This is a genomic window from Enterobacter sp. MEB024, from assembly GCF_030209635.1.
Lineage (GTDB): Bacteria > Pseudomonadota > Gammaproteobacteria > Enterobacterales > Enterobacteriaceae > Enterobacter > Enterobacter ludwigii.
Map to the genome: position 1 here is coordinate 497913 of NZ_JARVRQ010000003.1, position 17176 is coordinate 515088.

At 54.5% G+C, this 17176-nt stretch carries 16 protein-coding genes; 9 read left to right on the forward strand and 7 right to left on the reverse strand.

Translation table 11 applies throughout. The annotated features are described in order from the left end of the window. The first annotated feature begins 113 nt into the window (after positions 1–113). The gene (lpxM, locus tag QRN24_RS08570; RefSeq protein WP_025203850.1) at positions 114–1085 is read left to right on the forward strand and encodes a lauroyl-Kdo(2)-lipid IV(A) myristoyltransferase; all 972 of its coding nucleotides are present in this window, start codon (positions 114–116) and stop codon (positions 1083–1085) included. Positions 1086–1141: 56 nt separating this feature from the next. Here lpxM and pyk read toward each other — a convergent pair whose 3' ends face one another. Continuing rightward, positions 1142–2584 carry a pyruvate kinase gene (gene pyk, locus QRN24_RS08575; protein ID WP_020883399.1) on the reverse strand — a complete coding sequence of 481 codons (1443 nt, stop codon included), beginning with the start codon at positions 2582–2584 and terminating at the stop codon, positions 1142–1144. A 124-nt stretch (positions 2585–2708) separates the two neighbouring features. Then, positions 2709–3578, reverse strand: coding sequence for a MurR/RpiR family transcriptional regulator (locus tag QRN24_RS08580; protein WP_025203851.1), 870 nt, complete (start codon positions 3576–3578; stop codon positions 2709–2711). A 357-nt stretch (positions 3579–3935) separates the two neighbouring features. Here QRN24_RS08580 and zwf point away from each other — a divergent pair, with 357 nt between their 5' ends. From zwf to kdgA, 3 genes are all read left to right on the forward strand, one after another. Continuing rightward, on the forward strand, positions 3936–5411 hold the full coding sequence (zwf, locus tag QRN24_RS08585; protein ID WP_020883401.1) for a glucose-6-phosphate dehydrogenase: 1476 nt from the start codon (positions 3936–3938) through the stop codon (positions 5409–5411). A 234-nt stretch (positions 5412–5645) separates the two neighbouring features. Continuing rightward, on the forward strand, positions 5646–7457 hold the full coding sequence (edd, locus tag QRN24_RS08590) for a phosphogluconate dehydratase (RefSeq protein WP_014170631.1): 1812 nt from the start codon (positions 5646–5648) through the stop codon (positions 7455–7457). A gap of 39 nt (positions 7458–7496) precedes the next feature. Next, the gene (gene kdgA / locus QRN24_RS08595; RefSeq protein WP_020883402.1) at positions 7497–8138 is read left to right on the forward strand and encodes a bifunctional 4-hydroxy-2-oxoglutarate aldolase/2-dehydro-3-deoxy-phosphogluconate aldolase; all 642 of its coding nucleotides are present in this window, start codon (positions 7497–7499) and stop codon (positions 8136–8138) included. A 40-nt stretch (positions 8139–8178) separates the two neighbouring features. Here kdgA and purT read toward each other — a convergent pair whose 3' ends face one another. Beyond that, positions 8179–9357: a formate-dependent phosphoribosylglycinamide formyltransferase gene (purT, locus tag QRN24_RS08600; protein ID WP_284942615.1), complete on the reverse strand. Its 1179-nt coding sequence runs from the start codon at positions 9355–9357 to the stop codon at positions 8179–8181. 170 nt (positions 9358–9527) lie between these two features. Between purT and QRN24_RS08605 the strand changes: the two genes are divergently transcribed. Both QRN24_RS08605 and ptrB read left to right on the forward strand, forming a co-directional pair. After that, complete coding sequence (locus QRN24_RS08605; RefSeq protein ID WP_014170628.1) at positions 9528–10178, forward strand: tellurite resistance TerB family protein; 651 nt, start codon at positions 9528–9530, stop codon at positions 10176–10178. Between the two features lie 85 nt (positions 10179–10263). Beyond that, entirely contained in the window at positions 10264–12324 is a 2061-nt protein-coding gene (gene ptrB / locus QRN24_RS08610; RefSeq protein ID WP_262104574.1) for an oligopeptidase B, read from the forward strand. On the opposite strand, the gene exoX is transcribed toward ptrB, so the two are convergent. The 3 genes from exoX to QRN24_RS08625 all read right to left on the reverse strand — a co-directional run bounded on the left by exoX (position 12321) and on the right by QRN24_RS08625 (position 13998). Then, a complete protein-coding gene (gene exoX / locus QRN24_RS08615) occupies positions 12321–12983 on the reverse strand; it encodes an exodeoxyribonuclease X (RefSeq protein ID WP_148576285.1) in 663 nt (220 codons plus the stop codon). The two genes, ptrB and exoX, sit on opposite strands and share 4 nt — an antisense overlap. 24 nt (positions 12984–13007) lie before the next feature. Further along, positions 13008–13658: a carbon-nitrogen hydrolase family protein gene (locus QRN24_RS08620; RefSeq protein WP_148576286.1), complete on the reverse strand. Its 651-nt coding sequence runs from the start codon at positions 13656–13658 to the stop codon at positions 13008–13010. Between the two features lie 109 nt (positions 13659–13767). Continuing rightward, on the reverse strand, positions 13768–13998 hold the full coding sequence (locus tag QRN24_RS08625; protein WP_013096102.1) for a DNA polymerase III subunit theta: 231 nt from the start codon (positions 13996–13998) through the stop codon (positions 13768–13770). Positions 13999–14135: 137 nt separating this feature from the next. Between QRN24_RS08625 and yobA the strand changes: the two genes are divergently transcribed. The 3 genes from yobA to QRN24_RS08640 are packed head-to-tail and all read left to right on the forward strand — an operon-like array spanning position 14136 to position 15733. After that, positions 14136–14507, forward strand: a complete 372-nt coding sequence (gene yobA, locus QRN24_RS08630) for a CopC domain-containing protein YobA (RefSeq protein WP_063215247.1) — start codon at positions 14136–14138, stop codon at positions 14505–14507. 1 nt (position 14508) lies between these two features. Beyond that, the gene (gene copD / locus QRN24_RS08635; RefSeq protein WP_059306267.1) at positions 14509–15378 is read left to right on the forward strand and encodes a copper homeostasis membrane protein CopD; all 870 of its coding nucleotides are present in this window, start codon (positions 14509–14511) and stop codon (positions 15376–15378) included. A gap of 16 nt (positions 15379–15394) precedes the next feature. Further along, positions 15395–15733, forward strand: coding sequence for a YebY family protein (locus QRN24_RS08640; RefSeq protein ID WP_014170622.1), 339 nt, complete (start codon positions 15395–15397; stop codon positions 15731–15733). Positions 15734–16139: 406 nt separating this feature from the next. Here QRN24_RS08640 and QRN24_RS08645 read toward each other — a convergent pair whose 3' ends face one another. Next, positions 16140–17081, reverse strand: a complete 942-nt coding sequence (locus tag QRN24_RS08645) for a VirK/YbjX family protein (RefSeq protein ID WP_020883410.1) — start codon at positions 17079–17081, stop codon at positions 16140–16142. Positions 17082–17176 lie beyond the last annotated feature (95 nt).

Genomic DNA, 17176 nt, shown 5'->3' on the forward strand with positions numbered 1-17176 from the left:
TGTTTAGTGAAAAAGCCGGCCTCAGTATGTGCCGGCTTTTTGTTTTGTACGCGAGCGGCTGCCTCGCTACACTATCTGAATGAAATTTTGCGTCACCAGACCCTGGAACCAGCATGGAAACCCAAAAAAACAATATTGAGTACATTCCTGAGTTTGAAAAATCTTTTCGCCACCCGCGCAACTGGAGTGCCTGGCTTGGCGTTTACGCATTTGCGGGGATTGCGATGTTACCTGCCTCGGTTCGCGATCCGGTACTGGGAAAAATAGGCCGCCTGGCGGGTCGGTTTGGTAAAAGTGCCCGTCGCCGTGCGCAGATTAACCTCCTGTACTGTTTCCCGGAGAAGAGTGACGCCGAGCGTGAAGCGTTGATTGACGACATGTACACGACCGCGCCGCAGGCCATGGCAATGATGGCCGAACTGGCGCTCAAAGGGCCGGAGAAAGTTCAGACACGAGTTGACTGGAAAGGGCTGGAAATCATCGAAGAGATGCGCCGCAACAACGAGAAGGTGATCTTCCTCGTTCCTCACGGCTGGGGTGTGGATATTCCTGCAATGCTGATGGCGTCACAGGGGCAGAAAATGGCGGCAATGTTCCATAACCAGGGCAATAAGATCTTTGATTACGTCTGGAACACCGTGCGTCGCCGTTTTGGTGGCCGTCTGCATGCGCGTAATGATGGCATCAAACCGTTTATACAGTCCGTGCGTCAGGGCTACTGGGGTTACTATCTGCCGGATCAGGACCACGGCCCCGAGCACAGTGAGTTTGTGGATTTCTTCGCGACGTATAAAGCCACGTTGCCGGCGATTGGCCGCCTGATGAAAGTCTGCCGTGCGCGCGTCATCCCGCTGTTTCCGGTATACGACGGGAAAACCCATCGCCTGAGCATTGAAGTGCGTCCACCTATGGATGATTTACTGACGGCGGACGATCACACCATTGCGCGTCGAATGAACGAAGAGGTCGAGATTCTGGTGGGACCGCATGCTGAGCAATACACGTGGATACTGAAGTTGCTCAAAACGCGTAAGCCCGGTGAAACAGAGCCGTACAAACGCAAAGAGCTTTACCCGAAGAAATAAGCAGAAATAAAAAAAAGCCCGCTTCGAAAAGAGCGGGCTTTTTAACAGGGGCGTACTTACTCGACGGTCAATACGCGAGTGGTATTGGTCGAGCCGATGGTGCTCATCACGTCACCCTGAGTCACAATCACGATATCACCGGAGACCAGATAGCCTTTGTCGCGCAGCAGGTTCACGGCGTCGTGGGCAGCCGCGACACCGTCGTTGGTGCTGTCGAAGTGAACCGGCGTGACACCGCGATACAGCGCCGTCAGGTTCAGCGTACGCTCGTGGCGAGACATGGCGAAGATGGGCAGACCGGAGCTGATACGGGAGGTCATCAGCGCGGTACGGCCAGATTCGGTCATGGTGATAATCGCCGTTACGCCTTTCAGGTGGTTAGCGGCGTACATGGCAGACATCGCAATCGCTTCTTCCACGTTGTCGAACTGCACGTCCAGACGGTGTTTAGAGACGTTGATGCTTGGGATCTTTTCAGCACCCAGGCAAACGCGTGCCATCGCGGCTACGGTTTCAGCAGGGTACTGGCCGGCTGCGGTTTCTGCAGAAAGCATTACGGCATCGGTACCGTCCAGCACGGCGTTAGCCACGTCCATCACCTCTGCACGGGTCGGCATTGGGTTGGTGATCATGGATTCCATCATCTGGGTTGCGGTGATCACGGCGCGGTTAAGCTGACGTGCACGGCGGATCAGGGCTTTCTGGATCCCCACCAGTTCAGGGTCGCCAATTTCCACGCCCAGATCGCCACGGGCAACCATCACCACGTCAGACGCCAGAATCACGTCATCCATCGCGTCCTGATCGCAAACGGCTTCCGCACGTTCCACTTTAGCAACGATTTTGGCATCACAGCCCGCATCACGTGCCAGACGGCGCGCGTAGTTCAGGTCTTCGCCACAGCGTGGGAAGGAGACGGCCAGGTAGTCAACGCCAATCAGCGCAGCGGTCACGATATCCGCTTTGTCTTTATCGGTCAGCGCTTCGGCTGAGAGGCCACCGCCAAGTTTGTTAATGCCTTTGTTGTTTGAGAGCGGGCCGCCGACGGTGACTTCGGTGAATACCTTCATCCCCTGAACTTCCAGCACTTTCAGCTGAACGCGACCGTCATCGAGCAGCAGGATATCGCCAGGCACAACGTCAGCCGGCAGACCTTTATAGTCGATCCCAACTTTTTCTTTATCGCCTTCGCCTTTACCCAGGTTGGCATCGAGCAGGAATTTGTCGCCGATATTGAGGAAGACTTTACCTTCTTTGAAGGTTGAAACACGAATTTTTGGACCCTGCAGGTCCCCGAGGATAGCAACATGACGGCCAAGTTTGGCCGCAATTTCACGCACTTTATCGGCACGTAATTTATGGTCTTCTGGCGTACCGTGAGAGAAGTTCATACGCACCACGTTGGCACCCGCGGCGATAATTTTCTCGAGATTGTTATCGCGGTCAGTGGCCGGGCCTAAGGTGGTTACGATCTTGGTTCTGCGAAGCCTTCTGGACATGTAATACTCCGTTGACTGAAACAACTTTGGTGTTGCGTGAACATTAAATCGGCCTTCATCTGCTGCAAGGCAACAGAGAGAGGACCGAATGCCGTAAATCGTTACATCGTAGTTATTAAACTATTTAGGGAACATCGCTTTTCATAAGCAATTCTTTATCAAAACGCGATTCCTTAAGCGCTTCCTTGACACGCTTCAAGTTATCTCTGAATTTTGCGCCACGACGCAGGGTGAAACCGGTTGCCAGCACGTCAATCACCGTGAGCTGCGCCAGACGGGAGACCATCGGCATATACATGTCGGTGTCTTCCGGGACGTCAAGGGTGATGGCGAGCGTTGCTTCTCTTGCCAGCGGCGTGCCCGCCGTCGTGAGGGCAATAACCATGGCATCGTTTTCACGCGCCAGTTGCGCCAGCTCCACCTGGCTTTTGGTGCGCCCGGTGTGCGAAATGAGTACCACGACATCATCTTCACTGCAATTCATACAGCTCATGCGTTGCAGGACAATGTCATCGGAATAAATGACCGGGACGTTAAAGCGGAAGAACTTATTCATGGCGTCATGCGCCACGGCCGCCGACGAGCCGAGGCCAAAGAACGCAATGCGCTTGGCCTGGGTCAGTAAATCCACCGCGCGGTTCACGGAATTCATATCCAGGGACTGGCGAACGTGGTCCAGCGTAGCCATGGCCGACTCAAATATTTTCGCCGTATAGGCATCAACACTGTCGTCTTCATCCACATTGCGATTAACATAAGGCGTGCCGTTTGCCAGACTTTGTGCAAGATGCAGTTTAAAATCAGGAAAGCCGCGCGTTTCAAGGCTACGGCAGAAGCGGTTAACCGTCGGTTCGCTGACGCCTGCCTCCTGCGCCAGAGCGGCGATGCTTGAATGAATCGCCTGAGCAGGAGCGGCAAGAATGACTTCGGCCACTTTTCGCTCGGATTTGCTAAGGTGTTCCAGTTGGAACTGGATTTTTTCCAGCATGTTCATTGTTAACAGGGCGCTCATGGGTGGAAACGATTTCATTAATACATGAAATCATGATTCGATTTAGCCGATATTACCCCTGTGGCTTCCATAAAGGGTAACAGTCGACAAGATAATGTTGTTGTTTTTTTTCATTACTTGATCGGTGTCGGGTTTTGTTATGACCCTGTAGTTCAAAGAATCAACACTTTTTGCGTGATTCCGCCACCACACGCGTCTGACGGCGAAAAAATCGCGGTATCGCACGCGAGGTTAAGCGCTAATGGTTTCGGGAATGACGTAAAAGCAGTACAGTGCAACGTAATAAAATTACAACGATACCTGGCAGAAGTACCAGGTGATCCAACTGAGGAGAATGACATGGCGGTAACGCAAACAGCCCAGGCATGTGACCTGGTCATTTTCGGCGCGAAAGGCGATCTTGCACGCCGGAAATTGCTGCCTTCCCTGTATCAACTGGAGAAAGCGGGCCAAATTCATCCGGATACGCGTATCCTGGGCGTTGGGCGCGCCGACTGGGACAAGGAAGCTTATACCAAGGTCGTACGCGAGGCGCTCGAAACTTTCATGAAGGAAAAGATTGATGAAAGTTTGTGGGATACCCTCAGCGGACGTCTTGATTTCTGTAACCTGGACGTGAACGACGTCAGCGCGTTTAACCGTTTAGGCGCGATGCTGGATCAGAAAAACCGTGTCACCATTAACTACTTCGCCATGCCGCCAAGCACTTTCGGTGCAATCTGCAAAGGCCTGGGCGAAGCGAAGCTGAACGCTAAACCGGCACGCGTGGTGATGGAGAAACCGCTGGGGACCTCTCTTTCAACCTCCCGCGAAATTAACGACCAGGTCGGCGAGTACTTCGAAGAGTGCCAGGTCTACCGCATCGACCACTATCTTGGTAAAGAGACGGTACTGAACCTGCTGGCGCTGCGTTTTGCCAACTCCCTGTTTGTGAATAACTGGGACAACCGTACCATCGACCATGTGGAAATCACCGTGGCCGAAGAGGTGGGGATTGAAGGCCGCTGGGGTTACTTTGACCAGGCCGGTCAGATGCGCGACATGATCCAGAACCACCTGCTGCAAATCCTTTGCATGATTGCCATGTCTCCACCGTCTGACCTGACGGCGGACAGCATCCGTGACGCTAAAGTGAAAGTGCTGAAGTCGCTGCGTCGCATCGATCGCTCAAACGTGCGTGAGAAAACGGTACGCGGCCAGTACACCGCAGGGTTTGCTCAGGGTAAAAAAGTGCCGGGCTACCTGGAAGAAGAGGGCGCCAACAAGGCGAGCAATACCGAGACGTTTGTGGCGATCCGCGTGGATATCGATGACTGGCGCTGGGCGGGCGTTCCGTTCTACCTGCGTACCGGTAAACGTCTGCCGACCAAATGCTCTGAAGTGGTCGTTTACTTCAAAAACCCTGAACTCAACCTGTTCAAAGAGTCCTGGCAGGAGCTGCCACAGAACAAACTGACCATTCGTCTGCAGCCAGACGAAGGGGTGGACATCCAGATCCTGAACAAAGTGCCGGGCCTGGATCACAAACATAACCTGCAGACCACCAAGCTGGACCTGAGCTACTCCGAAACGTTCAATCAGACGCACCTTGCCGATGCTTACGAGCGTCTGCTGCTGGAAACCATGCGCGGTATCCAGGCGCTGTTCGTGCGTCGCGATGAAGTGGAAGAGGCGTGGAAATGGGTCGACTCCATCACTGAAGCCTGGGCTGCAGATCAGGATGCGCCGAAACCGTATCAGGCGGGCACCTGGGGGCCTGTCGCGTCCGTCGCGATGATCACCCGTGATGGCCGCTCCTGGAATGAGTTTGAGTAAAATAATCAGCTGCCTCTTAGGTGTTATTTTACCGGTAACATGATCTAACACAGCTCGTGGCACAATTTATAAACTTTTAAGCTCCGCGTGGATTCACCCGCGGAGCTTTTTTTATTACACTGCCGGAAGTGATTTTGCCCCTGAGCTCCGGACAGCAAGCGTTTCAGCGTTGTTAATAATCGCCAGCGACTTTGTAAACTCCCGAGCCCGGACAGATAAATTAGAGGAGCTTTTATGAATCCGACATTGTTACGCGTAACACAACGCATTATTGAGCGCTCGAAAGAGACCCGTTCTGCCTACCTCGCCCGGATTGAACAGGCCAAAAGTAATACCGTTCATCGCTCACAACTCGCCTGCGGTAACCTGGCGCACGGTTTCGCCGCCTGCCAGCCCGACGATAAAGCCTCGCTGAAAAGCATGCTGCGTAACAATATCGCCATCATTACCTCCTACAACGACATGCTTTCTGCGCATCAGCCGTACGAAGTGTATCCGGAGATCATCCGTAAAGCGCTGCACAGCGTCAATGCGGTAGGCCAGGTTGCGGGCGGCGTGCCGGCCATGTGCGACGGCGTGACGCAGGGTCAGGATGGGATGGAGCTCTCTCTGCTGAGCCGCGAAGTGATTGCGATGTCGGCCGCAGTGGGCCTGTCTCACAATATGTTTGATGGCGCGCTGTACCTCGGCGTGTGCGATAAAATCGTCCCGGGGCTGGCCATGGCAGCGCTGTCGTTTGGTCATCTGCCTGCGATCTTCGTGCCATCAGGTCCGATGGCAAGCGGTCTGCCAAACAAAGAAAAAGTGCGTATCCGTCAGCTGTATGCGGAAGGTAAAGCAGACCGTCAGGCACTGCTGGAAGCGGAAGCCGCCTCCTACCATGCGCCGGGCACCTGTACTTTCTACGGTACGGCCAACACCAACCAGATGGTGGTGGAATTTATGGGGATGCAGCTTCCTGGGTCCTCTTTCATTCAGCCGGATGCGCCACTGCGTAAGGCCCTGACTGAAGCAGCTGCCCGCCAGGTAACGCGTCTGACCGGTAACGGCAACGCATGGATGCCGCTGGGTAAAATGGTCGACGAGAAAGTGATCGTCAACGGTATCGTTGCGCTGCTGGCAACCGGCGGTTCAACCAACCACACCATGCATCTGGTGGCGATGGCGCGCGCGGCGGGTATCCTGATTAACTGGGATGATTTCTCTGATATCTCGTCTGTGGTGCCACTGATGGCGCGCCTGTACCCGAACGGCCCGGCTGACATCAACCACTTCCAGGCTGCCGGTGGCGTGCCGGTGCTGATGCGCGAGCTTCTGAAAGGCGGTCTGCTGCATGAAGATGTGAACACCGTGGCGGGCTTTGGTTTGCAGCGTTATACCCATGAGCCGTGGCTCAATAACGGTGAGCTTGACTGGCGTGAAGGCGCCACCGCCTCGCTTGACGCACAGGTTATCGCCACCTTTGAACAACCGTTCTCTCGTCACGGCGGCACCAAAGTGCTCAGCGGTAACCTGGGGCGTGCGGTGATGAAAACCTCCGCCGTACCGGAAGAGAACCAGATTATCGAAGCGCCGGCCGTGGTGTTTGAAAGCCAGCATGACGTTTTGCCTGCGTTTGATGCCGGTCTGCTCGACAAAGATTGCGTCGTTGTGGTGCGCCATCAGGGGCCAAAAGCGAACGGGATGCCAGAATTACATAAACTTATGCCGCCACTTGGTGTATTATTGGACCGCCGTTTCAAAATTGCGTTAGTGACCGATGGACGCCTCTCTGGCGCATCAGGTAAAGTGCCTTCTGCCATCCACGTGACCCCGGAAGCTTACGACGGCGGTTTGCTGGCGAAAGTTCGTGATGGAGACATGATCCGCGTCAACGGTCAGACAGGTGAGTTAACCCTGCTGGTGGATGACGCTGAACTGGCGGCACGTAAGCCACATATTCCTGACCTGAGCGCATCGCGCGTGGGAACCGGACGCGAAATGTTTGGCGCGCTGCGTGAGAAACTCTCCGGTGCGGAGCAGGGCGCAACCTGTATTACGTTTTAAGACGACTTGATTTTATCGATCTGGCGAGAGAAAACTCTGATGAAAAACTGGAAAACAAGTGCAGAAGCAATCCTGACCACTGGCCCTGTCGTGCCGGTAATCGTGGTGAACAAGCTGGAGCATGCTGTCCCGATGGCGAAAGCCCTGGTCGCGGGTGGTGTTCGTGTTCTGGAAGTGACCCTGCGTACCGCCTGCGCTATGGACGCTATTCGCGCTATCGCCAAAGAAGTGCCGGACGCGATCATCGGTGCGGGTACCGTACTGAACGCACAGCAGCTGGCTGACGTGACCGAAGCGGGCGCGCAGTTCGCTATCAGCCCTGGCCTGACCGAGCCGCTGCTGAAAGCTGCAACCGAAGGCACGATCCCTCTGATCCCGGGTATCAGCACCGTATCTGAACTGATGATGGGTATGGATTACGGCCTGAAAGAGTTCAAATTCTTCCCGGCTGAAGCTAACGGCGGCACCAAAGCGCTGCAGGCTATTGCGGGTCCATTCTCTCAGGTTCGCTTCTGCCCGACGGGCGGTATCTCTCCGGCAAACTACCGTGACTACCTGGCGCTGAAAAGTGTCCTGTGCATCGGCGGTTCATGGCTGGTTCCTGCGGATGCGCTGGAAGCAGGCGACTGGGATCGCATCACTAAACTGGCTCGCGAAGCGGTTGAAGGCGCGAAGCAGTAAGCGAAGACAGTATGAAAAACGGGCCTGCTGGCCCGTTTTTTTATCCTGCAACCTTCACGTTCGCGGCGGCTGTTTTGGCTCTTGCCACAGCCTCATCCACGTTTTCACCGGTCGCTAGCGCCACGCCAAGGCGGCGCGTGCCGTCAATCTCCGGTTTCCCGAACAGACGAACCTGCAAGCCTGCACCCATAGCCCCTTCGACGTTATCAAAGGTGACGTTCTGGCTGGTTAATTGCGGCAGGATCACCGCCGAAGCCGCCGGGCCGTACTGACGAATGCCGCCAACGGGCAGGCCGAGGAAGGCGCGCACATGCAGGGCGAATTCAGAAAGGTCCTGTGAAATCAGCGTGACCATCCCGGTATCGTGCGGGCGAGGGGAGACTTCACTGAAAATTACCTCGTCGCCGCAGACAAACAGCTCCACGCCAAACAATCCGTAACCGCCCAGCGCCAGAACCACTTTACGGGCAATTTCCTGCGCACGTGCCAGCGCCAGGTCGCTCATCTGCTGCGGCTGCCAGGATTCACGATAGTCGCCATCTTCCTGACGGTGGCCAATCGGATCGCAGAAATGGACGCCATCAACGGCGCTGACCGTCAGCAGCGTGATTTCGAAATCAAACTTTACGACACCTTCGATAATCACGCGACCGGCACCGGCACGTCCTCCCTGCTGGGCATACTCCCACGCCTTATCCAGAGTGCTGCTGTCGCGGATAAAGCTCTGTCCTTTACCGGAGGAACTCATGACGGGCTTAATGATGCACGGGTAGCCAATTTCGTCGACAGCCTGCAGGAAAGCGGCTTTATCGCCGGCAAAACGGTAGCCTGAGGTAGGTAAGGCCAGCTCTTCAGCCGCCAGACGACGAATGCCTTCGCGGTTCATGGTCAGTTTGGCCGCTTTTGCGCAGGGCACCACGCGCTGGCCTTCCTGCTCAAGGGCGATCAGCGTATCGGTGGCAATGGCTTCAATTTCGGGTACCACGAAATCCGGTTTCTCCTGCGTAATCAGCGTACGCAGGGTATCGCCATCCAGCATATTGATCACATAAGAACGGTGGGCGACATGCATGGCAGGTGCGTCAACGTAACGATCCACTGCAATGACTTCCACGCCCAAACGCTGGCACTCAATGGCGACCTCTTTACCCAGTTCGCCCGATCCTAACAGCATCACACGCGTCGCCGCAGGTCGCAGCGCGGTTCCTAAACGAGTCATAACAATCCCCCTGAAAAAGTTGCGCGCATTATAAACGTAAACGTTTGCGTCTGTCTTGTTCAGGGCCCGAGAGCGGTTAAGAAATTTGCGCTTCTTTAGCCGTGGCAGACATTTCCTGACGCCTGCTCGCTTACGCTGGGAGACATATTTACCGTTAAGTGAGGGAAACCATGTCAGGCTGGCTAAATCAATTGCAATCCATGTTGGGACAGAAAACGTCGTCATCCGGCGAGCAGGGGCTGAGCAAACTCCTGGTACCGGGGGCGCTTGGCGGGCTGGCTGGACTGCTGGTTGCCAATAAATCCTCGCGTAAGTTACTGGCAAAGTATGGTACCGGCGCGCTGCTGGCGGGCGGCGGCGCTATTGCGGGTACCGTACTGTGGAACAAATACAAGGACAGAGTGCGGACCGCGCACAGCGACGAACCCCACTTTGGTGAGCAGACCTCGCCGCTGGATCTGCGTACCGAACGGCTCATCCTGGCGCTGGTGTTCGCGGCGAAAAGCGACGGGCACATTGATGACCAGGAACGATCGGCGATTGAGCAGCAACTGCGCGAAGCCGGTGTCGAAGAAAAGGGCAGAGCGCTGGTGGCGCAGGCCATCGAACAGCCACTCGAACCGCAGCGTCTGGCGCAAAGCGTGAAAAATGAGGAAGAGGCGCTTGAGCTCTATTTTCTGAGCTGTGCCGCCATCGATATCGATCACTTTATGGAGCGCAGCTATCTCAATGCGCTGGGTGATGCCCTGAAGATCCCACAAGATGTCCGGGACGGGATCGAGAAGGATATTCAGGAGCAAAAACGGGCGTTACAGGGCTAACTGCCACCGTCGCAGCCATGTTTCGCTTGCATCATGCGTGGGTTTTGCCAACCTTATAGGGTGTAAAACTCAAAAGAATGATGACATGCCACCGAAAGCCCGACGTACTCCTTATGCGATCACCACGCATGGCGATACGCGTATAGACAATTATTACTGGCTGCGGGACGACTCCCGTTCCCGGCCAGAAGTGCTCGACTACCTGCACGAGGAAAACGACTATGGCCGCAAGGTCATGTCCAGCCAGCAGGCGTTGCAGGACCAGCTGTTAAATGAAATGGTGCAGCGAATCCCCCAGCACGATATTTCTGCGCCCTGGACCAAAAATGGCTATCGATATCGCCATATCTACGAACCTGGCAACGAGTATCCCATCTACCAGCGACAGTCGGTGTTATGCGCCGAATGGGATGAGTGGGACATCCTGCTGGATGCCAACCAGCGCGCTGCTCACAGCGAGTTTTATACCCTCGGCGGCATGTCCATCTCTCCCGATAACACCATTATGGCGCTGGCGGAGGATTACCTCTCCCGTCGTCAGTACGGTTTGCGTTTTCGCAACCTGGAAACCGGTAACTGGTATCCGGAAATGCTGGATAACGTTTCGCCGGACTTTGTCTGGGCGAATGATTCCGAAACGGTCTACTACGTTAAAAAGCATGCCTCCACGTTGTTGCCTTATCAGGTGTGGCGCCACACCGTTGGGACGGATTCTGCTGACGACGAACTGGTTTACGAAGAGAAAGACGAAACGTTTTATGTCAGCCTGCACAAAACCTCGTCCCGCCACTATGTGATCATCTTCCTGGCCAGCGCCACAACCTCTGAAGTTCTGCTTCTGGACGCCGAGCTACCTGATGCGCAGCCGCTGTGCTTCCTGCCGCGGCGTAAAGATCATGAATACAGCCTCGATCACTTCCAGCACAGCTTTTACTTGCGCTCTAATCGGGAGGGTAAAAACTTTGGCCTCTACAAAACCAAAGTACGCGATGAACGTAAGTGGGAAGTGTTAATCCCCGCCCGGGAGCAGGTGATGCTCGAAGGGTTTACGCTGTTCACCGACTGGCTGGTGGTTGAGGAGCGCCAGCGGGGGCTGACCAGCCTGCGGCAAATTAACCGCAAAACGCGGGAAGTGATCGGGATTGCGTTTGACGACCCGGCCTATGTTACGTGGATAGGGTTTAATCCTGAGCCGGAATCGTCGCGTCTGCGCTACGGCTACTCGTCTATGACCACGCCCGATACGCTCTTTGAGCTGGATATGGACACCGGGCAACGTCAGGTGCTTAAACAGTCCGAAGTGAAAGGGTTCGATTCCGACAACTACCGAAGCGAACACCTGTGGGTTACCGCCCGTGATGGCGTCGAGGTGCCGGTCTCGCTTGTTTATCATCGGGCGCATTTCCAGAAAGGTAAGAATCCGATTCTGGTTTACGGCTACGGCTCCTACGGCTCAAGCATGGACGCTGATTTCAGCAGCAGCCGGTTAAGTCTGCTGGATCGCGGTTTTGTGTTCGCCATTGCGCATGTTCGCGGCGGCGGGGAGTTGGGACAGCACTGGTATGAAGACGGGAAATTCCTGAAAAAGAAAAATACTTTCAATGATTATCTCGACGTCTGCGATGCGTTGATTGAGCAGGGCTATGGCGATCCTGGGCTTTGCTTTGGTATGGGCGGCAGCGCGGGAGGATTATTGATGGGGGCCGTCATCAATCAGCGTCCCGAACGCTTTAAAGGGATTATTGCGCAGGTGCCGTTTGTCGATGTGGTAACGACCATGCTGGATGAATCCATCCCGCTGACGACCGGAGAGTTTGAAGAGTGGGGCAACCCGCAGGATGAGATCTACTATCGCTACATGAAAGAGTACAGCCCGTACGACAATGTAGAAGCGAAAGCGTATCCGCACATGTTGGTGACCACCGGATTGCACGATTCACAGGTGCAATACTGGGAGCCTGCAAAATGGGTGGCGAAACTGCGGGAACTGAAAACCGACGACAACCTGCTGCTGCTGTGCACGGATATGGACTCCGGTCACGGCGGGAAATCGGGACGATTTAAATCTTACGAAGGCGTGGCTCTGGAGTATGCGTTTTTGATTGGCCTGGCGCAGGAGACGCTGCCAGGCCGTGCGGAGCGTTAAGCTTCGCCAAGATAGTGCTTAAGTGTTAAACGCAGTTCCGGGCTCATCTTATCGAGGTTGTTATAGAGCCAGCGCAGATAGCCCGGATCTTTATCCGCAATATCGGAAACCGCCCGACCGCGGTATTTGCCAAAGGTGAAGGTAGTCAGCAACGCCGGACGCCCGGTAATGGTCACCATATCATCAGGGGTCCAGCCGGAGTTATTCATAATATCAATGAGTAACGCGGCGGTGATGTAGCAGTCATACAGGGCGCGGTGATGGTGCAGACCCTCCGGCGTTCTGACGCTCAGCTTACGGGATTTGTACAACGCCATATTGCTGTACTTAATCCCAGGCCAGAGACGACGCGCCAGTTTCATCGTGCAAATCCATTCTCCGGGCATGTCGGGGAGCACCCGGCGGTCAAAACTGGCGTTGTGCGCGACGTACCACGGGCTACCGTAATAATGGGGTATCACCTCTTCTATCCACGGTTTGTCCGCCACCATCGATTCTGTAATGCGATGAATAGCCATTGCCTGCGGGCTGATCGGGCGGTCGGGACGTACCAGATGGCTCATTGGGTTGACTATTTTTCCATCAATCACGTCGACAGAAGCCACTTCCACTATTCCGCCCTGAAGATCGCAGGTTTCGGTATCGATGACGCGCAGCATTGAACTCTCCTGAGCCTAAAACGCCTAGCCTAAAGGAATGATATCGCCTTGCCAACCCTGTCTGCCAAGAGATCCGGTCAATAGCAGTTCACCTTTGTCCGCGCGGACGATCAGCTGACCTTTTTCATCCCATAACGCGCTGCCGCCGCGCGCGTTCGCCATTAACACCGCAATGGCATATTTGTGTGCGAATCGCTGCAGGGTACTGATGGATTGCCGCCAGCGGCTATCTCCCACTGACTGGCAGCTGGTAAACAGCGTCGCCTGTGGGTCGAGATTTGGCGAATCAGCATGTGCATCGATGATCGTCAGCTGTTTATCACCCGGGATCAGGCTTGCACCACGACCCTGAGGGTAGCGCAGGATGCTATGGCGAGAAGGGGTAAACAGGGCAAGGCCTTTCTGACGACGGCCATTCACGTCGAGCGGAAGCCCGGCAATAATAGTGATCCGGTATAATTTCGCGGCGTTTAGCAACGGGGCCAGCTGTTTATCATCGGGAGGGGCAGGGAGCGTCGTTGTCCCTGGGCCAGTTAATGAGAGCTCCGGGAATACCAGCAAATCGCACTGCTGGCGTGCCGCTTCGGCAATGAAACGGAGATGGTGCGCGACATGTTCATCTACATTGTGGTGCAGCCCGGCATACTGGGCCGCAGCAATATTCCATTGTGACATCGTGACTTCCTTTACACAGAGTCGCAGTGATTTAAGAATACACCTAATTTAATCAGGGTTTTCTTATCCTGCCATATTCCGCGTAAGGAAGTGTAACGACTCGTTAAGCTTATTTAACTTTAGGTTCGTACGGTAAACGAGAGAGGTTAACTGAGGCGAGACGATGCGCAATTAAGCGTTCGCGAAACCAGTCGCGCAGATGAGCAGGTTGCTCACGTTCGACCACTTCAGCCACGATGGGCATGTTGTAACGCTCTTTAAATGCGACGCCAGCGGCAGCGAGATCGACATTCACTTTATCCATCTCGTCCTGAGGAAGGGCGGCCAGATTGATCTTCATTACCTTCTCCTTTTTAGACGGCGGCAACGTTACCGCGATTGCTCGACGATGACAAGCAGAGGTGGGATGATCCTCGACTCGCTTATTATACAGAGTTATTCTTTGCCATACAGGCATAACAAAAAGGAATGATTGCGATGGGTTTATCCTCTTCCCGCGCGGCAGGCGCACTGGTCTTTTTGGCCTCTTGCGTGATGTCACCCTCCGTGCTGGCGCACGCTCACCTTAAACAACAGACTCCGGCAGCAGATAGCCTCGTGACGGCACCGCGGACGCTGACGCTGACATTTTCAGAAGGTATTGAGCCCGGTTTTAGCGGTGTGGTGGTGACGGATGCACAAAAGCAGACCATCAGGACCGGTGCCGTTAAACGTGATGAGAAAGACAAGACGCAGCTGAATGTGCCGCTGGATGGCGAGTTGACGCCCGGAACCTACCAGGTTGACTGGCATGTGGTGTCGGTAGACGGCCACAAGACAAAAGGCAGTTATCACTTTAGCGTGAAATAGCATGCTGGCGATGTGCTACGTAGGGCTGCGCTTTCTCCATTTCGGCGCGTTAATGCTTATTTTTGGCAATGCGCTGTATAGCGTCTGGTTTGCTCCTTCCTCTCTGCAACGGCTCATGTCCCGGCGTTTTCAGTCGCAGCAGAGAATGGCGGCGTTAATCAGCCTGGTGACAGCGCTCCTGATGTTTACGCTTCAGGGCGGGTTAATGGGGAATGGCTGGGGCGATGTCGTCAACCCAGACATCTGGCGTAGCGTGCTGGGGACGCAGTTTGGAAGCGTCTGGCTGTGGCAAATTATTCTCGCGGTCCTTACTGCCGGTACAGCATGGCTGGCACCGCATAAAGGCTCACGGCTGTTACTGCTCGCCATGGGACAGTTCATCCTGCTGGCGGGAGTAGGGCATGCGACAATGAACGAAGGCGCGGTGGGCGCATTACAGCGTCTTAATCATGCTCTTCATGTGTTATGTGCTGCAACCTGGCTTGGCGGATTACTGCCGCTGCTGTTTTGCATGCGTCTGGCGAAAGGGCAGTGGCAGCCTGCCGCAATCTACACCATGATGCGCTTCTCACGCGTGGGACATTACGCCGTAGCAGGCGTGGTGCTTACCGGCGTTTTCAATGCGTTGTTTATTCTGGGTATCGATATTCCCTGGCAGGCCCGTTACGTGCAATTTTTGTTGTTCAAATGTGCGCTGGTGGCTTTGATGGTGGTAATTGCGCTGGCAAATCGGTATTTTCTGGTGCCACGGTTTCGTGCGCAAAGCGGGCGAGAACAACAAATATTTATCAGAATGACACAAGCAGAAGTGGTGCTGGGTGCGCTGGTGCTGGCTACAGTCAGTCTGTTCGCGACCTGGGAACCCTTCTGACAAGGTTAACTATCCTATGAAAAAGACACTACTTTCTCTCATCTTGCTGGCCTGCACGGGGAGTGCCCTGGCCGCACCACAGGTCATTACCGTCAGCCGTTTTGAAGTGGGTAAGGACAAATGGGCGTTTAATCGTGAAGAGGTGATGCTGACCTGCCGTCCGGGGCACGCCTTGTATGCGATTAACCCAAGCACGCTGGTGCAATACCCTTTAAATGATGTCGCAGAGCAGCAGGTCGCCAGCGGCAAAAGCAGTGGACAGCCAATCAGCGTTATTCAGATTGATGATCCCGCGCATCCAGGGCAGAAGATGAGTCTGGCACCGTTTATCGAACGTGCAGACACGCTTTGTTAATCTTCGGGTTTCCAATAAAAAACCGCAGATACTTGCGAAAGCACTGCGGTTTTTCACTTTTAATGATGCTCATACGCTTTTTTTCCGGCCGCTTTAACTGAGGACTGGAAAACCTGGCGTCGTCATCTATTCTTAAAAGGCAAGGCGACTTAGCCTGCATTAATGCCAACTTTTAGCGCACGGCTCTCTCCCAAGAGCCATTTCCCTGGACCGAATACAGGAATCGTATTCGGTCTCTTTTTATCTGATTGAAAGCAAACGATTTATTTCTTTCGCCGGCTCTCTCAGAAGGGACACGTTCAGTGATCCGCCTTCAACCATATCACAAAACGGCAGGCGTAAGTCCAGCCCTTTTTGCCGGTTTTGTTAAATTTTTGTGCAGAGTTGAAGAAAGCTCTCAGCGCACTTAAAAGCGTGATTTCACCTCAGCCTCAATGCAGTCAAGCAGTTCAAAGCGACGGCGATATTCCGCCCGTTTTTTACTGGCGATATCTTCCAGTGATTTACGCTCCATCTGTAACGGCAGTTGCCAGCAGAAAGAGGAGATTTTTTTACCGTCCAGACTCGCCCAGAATTCGTCATAGCTGGCGTGGAAATGACGGCCTTTGCTCAGGCGGTAACGCAGTGCGCGGAAAACGTGTCCCTCATCACCAACAGCAAAAATTGCCCGGACGGATGAATGTGCGGCCAGTTGGAAAACCACTTCCATCAGCACGCGTTTTGGAAACAGGCCATGGCAGGCGCGGGTCGCCAGTTTAATGGCGTCATGCGAGACGTTGCGACGTGGCCCCTGAAGCCCACCAATCACCAGCACTCGCTGCCCGTTGCTGCGTGCGACGCTAAATGTCAGGCTTGCGAGCACGGTATTCTCGCTGTCGCGCAGCCACAGCGTGCTTTCACCTTCCCGCTCGGCTTTGCCGGCAGAGGAGGCACTCACGGTATACGTCGCGTCGTTTTTTGCCTGAAATTGCACTATTGTCTGCTCTTGCGGGCTGGTCAGCGCGTTGGCGAGGGTGATATTTTTCAGGCTATCGACCCAGTGATAATGGCTGATGATAGCGTCAGCCCGATCGCCGGCCGTCAGGCCACGCATCAGATACTGCCTATGGGTTTTACTCGGTAAGGTAATTTGAGAGGCCAGCAGACGGTCAAAATCATCACGTCCTGAGAGCGTTTCCAGCACGCGATGGGTGGAAGACCAGAACAGGAGCGAGCGCAGCAGGAACTTCAGACGATACTCGCGCTTCTGCCAGATTGGACCCGGAACGCGTTTTCCTTTCACCAGCTCGGAAATGATATTTGTGCGATGCGGATAGAACACATCGTTGTGCAGGTGCATATTAGACACGTTAAGACCTCTCGTTTAATTCATGCCTTATTCTAAAGAGTCAGCAAAAAGGGATTAATAGCGCGCGGATCTTTATTTCCATTTGGTTTACCGTT